The 3,001-nt window shown below is 54.9% G+C and carries 3 protein-coding genes and 3 tRNA genes; all 6 read right to left on the bottom strand.

The window, feature by feature from the left end; translation table 11 throughout:
• Window positions 1–114: 114 nt before the first annotated feature.
• The 6 genes from MST27_RS22090 to birA all read right to left on the bottom strand — a co-directional run bounded on the left by MST27_RS22090 (window position 115) and on the right by birA (window position 2,898).
• A tRNA-Thr gene (locus tag MST27_RS22090) sits at window positions 115–190 on the bottom strand.
• 24 nt (window positions 191–214) lie between these two features.
• A tRNA-Gly gene (locus MST27_RS22085) sits at window positions 215–288 on the bottom strand.
• 24 nt (window positions 289–312) lie between these two features.
• Window positions 313–397 (bottom strand) — tRNA-Tyr (locus MST27_RS22080).
• A 142-nt stretch (window positions 398–539) separates the two neighbouring features.
• Complete coding sequence (locus tag MST27_RS22075; protein WP_243607997.1) at window positions 540–1,199, bottom strand: SPOR domain-containing protein; 660 nt, start codon at window positions 1,197–1,199, stop codon at window positions 540–542.
• 12 nt (window positions 1,200–1,211) lie between these two features.
• On the bottom strand, window positions 1,212–1,946 hold the full coding sequence (locus MST27_RS22070; RefSeq protein WP_243607996.1) for a type III pantothenate kinase: 735 nt from the start codon (window positions 1,944–1,946) through the stop codon (window positions 1,212–1,214).
• Window positions 1,936–2,898: a bifunctional biotin--[acetyl-CoA-carboxylase] ligase/biotin operon repressor BirA gene (gene birA / locus MST27_RS22065; RefSeq protein WP_243607995.1), complete on the bottom strand. Its 963-nt coding sequence runs from the start codon at window positions 2,896–2,898 to the stop codon at window positions 1,936–1,938. Before birA ends, MST27_RS22070 begins: the two co-directional genes overlap by 11 nt.
• Between the last annotated feature and the right edge of the window lie 103 nt (window positions 2,899–3,001).

Below are 3,001 nucleotides of genomic sequence, written 5' to 3'. Positions count from 1 at the left end.
TGTTACGTTCGAATTTCTCTTTAGCCATCGAGACCGTCTCCCACCGTATGAATTGACCTAGTCACGCCACCATTAAAACAAAGGCAGATATTCGCATATCTGCCTTTGGGTAACTGGAGCTCATGAGCGGATTTGAACCGCTGACCTCACCCTTACCAAGGGTGTGCTCTACCAACTGAGCTACATGAGCCAAACGTGCCGCATAGACCTAAACTGGAGCGGGTAGCGGGAATCGAACCCGCATCATCAGCTTGGAAGGCTGAGGTTCTACCACTAAACTATACCCGCCTATGCTAGGCCTACGCTTAAATCTGGTGGAGGGGGAAGGATTCGAACCTTCGAAGTCGATGACGTCAGATTTACAGTCTGATCCCTTTGGCCGCTCGGGAACCCCTCCAAAACGAGGCGGCATTCTGCTTGCCAGCCACCTCACTGTCAAGCGCTTTCTCATTTAAAATCTTGAGCTTAGCGCTTCTTACAGCTGCTTTCGAAACACTAGAAGACCCCTGCGCTTCGAAGCGGGCGCCATTCTATGTAAACTATTCCGAAGTTGCAATGCTTGAGCATGGCATTTGTCGACTCTCGAGTTCGGCGAAATCACGAACAAGATCAGCAAGGATCGCCTCGCTCAGCAGCCGTCGACTCGAAGCGGCTATTTTCACCCAGTGCCGTCGATGAGCCCTCGGCAGCTCGCGTATAGAGGCCGCATAGTCCAGGCCTCGCAAACGGGCCACCACGCTTTCCGCCGAGTCTCTTCGCGAAAAGATTCCCAAGGAAATCCCGTTAGCCAAGTCACCGACGGTGATTACATAACTATCAATATTCCTGGACTGCAGCTCTCTCAATTGCCGCAAGGACGCTTGGCGGGACACCAGTGGAGGCAGGTATACCCAATAGTCTACCCCTGCCTCCATATCAATTGGCTGAACGCTTGACTCGATATCGAGACTGAGCAAGCGCTGCTCCACATCCAGTGCGATAGCGGCCTCATCGAACCCACCGAGAAACAGACAGGTGTCGCTGGTTTCGATCTCCCGCTTGCGTATCTGGGGAGCCGCCTCGCTCAGGAGCTTGATGCCGCTACTGCCAGCTGAGCGCGTTTCTGAAAGCACCGCAGCAGGACGCTGTGGAGGCAGAGCAACTTGATAGGTGTAAAACAGCACGTTAAGGGCGACTAAGAGCAAGAAAAACCAGCGCATCATTACCTCAGGTTAAGGGCACGCCACAGCGAGCCCTCTGAAGACCAAATCGGGAACGAACTGCGCACCCGGCAAGCCTGCAGCCAAAGCCGCATCACCCCCTGTCACGTACACGACAAAGTCGGACTTGAGAAGACTCCGCGCCTCTTCGACCTGCGCGTTTACATAAGCCCTTAGCATCATGATGCAGCCTCGCTCCACAGCCTCAGCGGTGGACTTACCAGGCCCAAGGTCAGCCAGGGCCGACTCCGCCTCCGAAGCACCATAATAGATGCGCCGGGTGTGACTCAGGAGCTGCCCCCTCATCAGGCCGATTCCCGGCGCGATAAACCCACCCAGATGGCGTCCAGCGCTGTCTACGATATCAGCAGTGACGGCAGTACCCAGGTCGATTATCAAGCACGCCGTCTGGCACATATGAAATGCCCCGACAACGGCAAGCCAGCGATCCATACCAAGGCGATCAAAGTCACGATATCCATTGGTTACACCGGCTACATTACGAGCAGGCGTGGCCCGCACAACAGCGACTCCCAATGCAGCCTGGACGCTTTCCAGCAGCGTTTCAGTCTCCTTGTCGCCCCTAACACTCACCATGCGGCAACGCGTGATCGGGCATCCATCGGGAATGCCTAGCAAAATGTCCTCAACCCCTACGGCGATACCGCCCAAGCGGGGTGCAACAGCATCAGATTCGATCAAACGCCATTTTATGAAGCTGTTTCCACAGTCGAGCTCAAGAATCATGATCGAGCCTCAAACTTAATTCTCCACCGCTAAATCGTTGCTCGCCTCCATCGACCTCCATCCTAAGAGCGCCCCGCTCGTCCACACCCAGAACTTTCCCCTTCACAGGACGAACTCCTGCGCTCAGGATGCAGAACCGACTTTGCCAGATATGCTTGGACTCCCATTCATCACGAAGTCCGACAAACCCCTCGTCCTTGTGCCTGCGAAGGTATACATCCAGGCTTTCGCTTAAGATCGAGATGAGCGTGTTCCGATCAAGCGATTGCCCAAGCGACTCTCTTACTGACGTCCAAGACTGACTGATGCGACCTTCACTAGCGACCATGTTGACGTTGATGCCGATTCCGATCACCACAAAGCAGACGTCAGCCAGGTCCCCTGTGAGTTCTAGCAAGATGCCGGCAACTTTCTGGTCGCCTATATAAACGTCATTTGGCCATTTAAGCCCTACATGCTGCACACCAACCCGGACTAGGGCGTCCAGTACCGCTAGCCCAACAACTAGACTCAAGCCCGACAAACCTTCAGCACCGCTGCAAACTCTCAAAGCAAGAGAGAAGTAAACGTTCTGGCACGGAGGGCTGACCCATTCGCGCCCCCGTCGCCCTCTACCGCTTGACTGCATTTCAGCAATTACCACGAAAGGGGGCGGATCGCCTTGTGCAATCAACCTCAGCGCTTCGGCATTGGTAGAGCCTACGCACTCTGCCAGGTGCAACCGCCACCCACGACGATCAAAGCAGTCCTGCAACCGCTGCCCGTCAAGTAGGCTTATCGGCTCGGGAAGTCTGTACCCTTTACCTGGCACTCTAAACAGAGGAATACCCAACTCGCCCTCGAGCCGCTTAAGCCCTTTCCAAACTGCACTACGGCTTACACCTAGCGAAGCGCCCAGTTCTTCACCAGAATGAAATCGGCCATCGGCAAGCAGGGCCAGCAAATTGTTCATAACACCTTCCTTCGGCAGGCATAGCATCATAGCGACAGCTTTCGCAGCGCCCTAGCGCCGACAGAAAATTCTTTGCCCCAAAGACAAACCCCCGACCGTCTGG

The sequence above is a fragment of the Stutzerimonas marianensis genome, assembly GCF_022810315.1.
Taxonomy (GTDB): domain Bacteria; phylum Pseudomonadota; class Gammaproteobacteria; order Pseudomonadales; family Pseudomonadaceae; genus Stutzerimonas; species Stutzerimonas marianensis.
The sequence above is the reverse complement of the archived record's forward strand: the minus strand, read 5'-3'. Positions and strand labels throughout refer to the sequence as shown.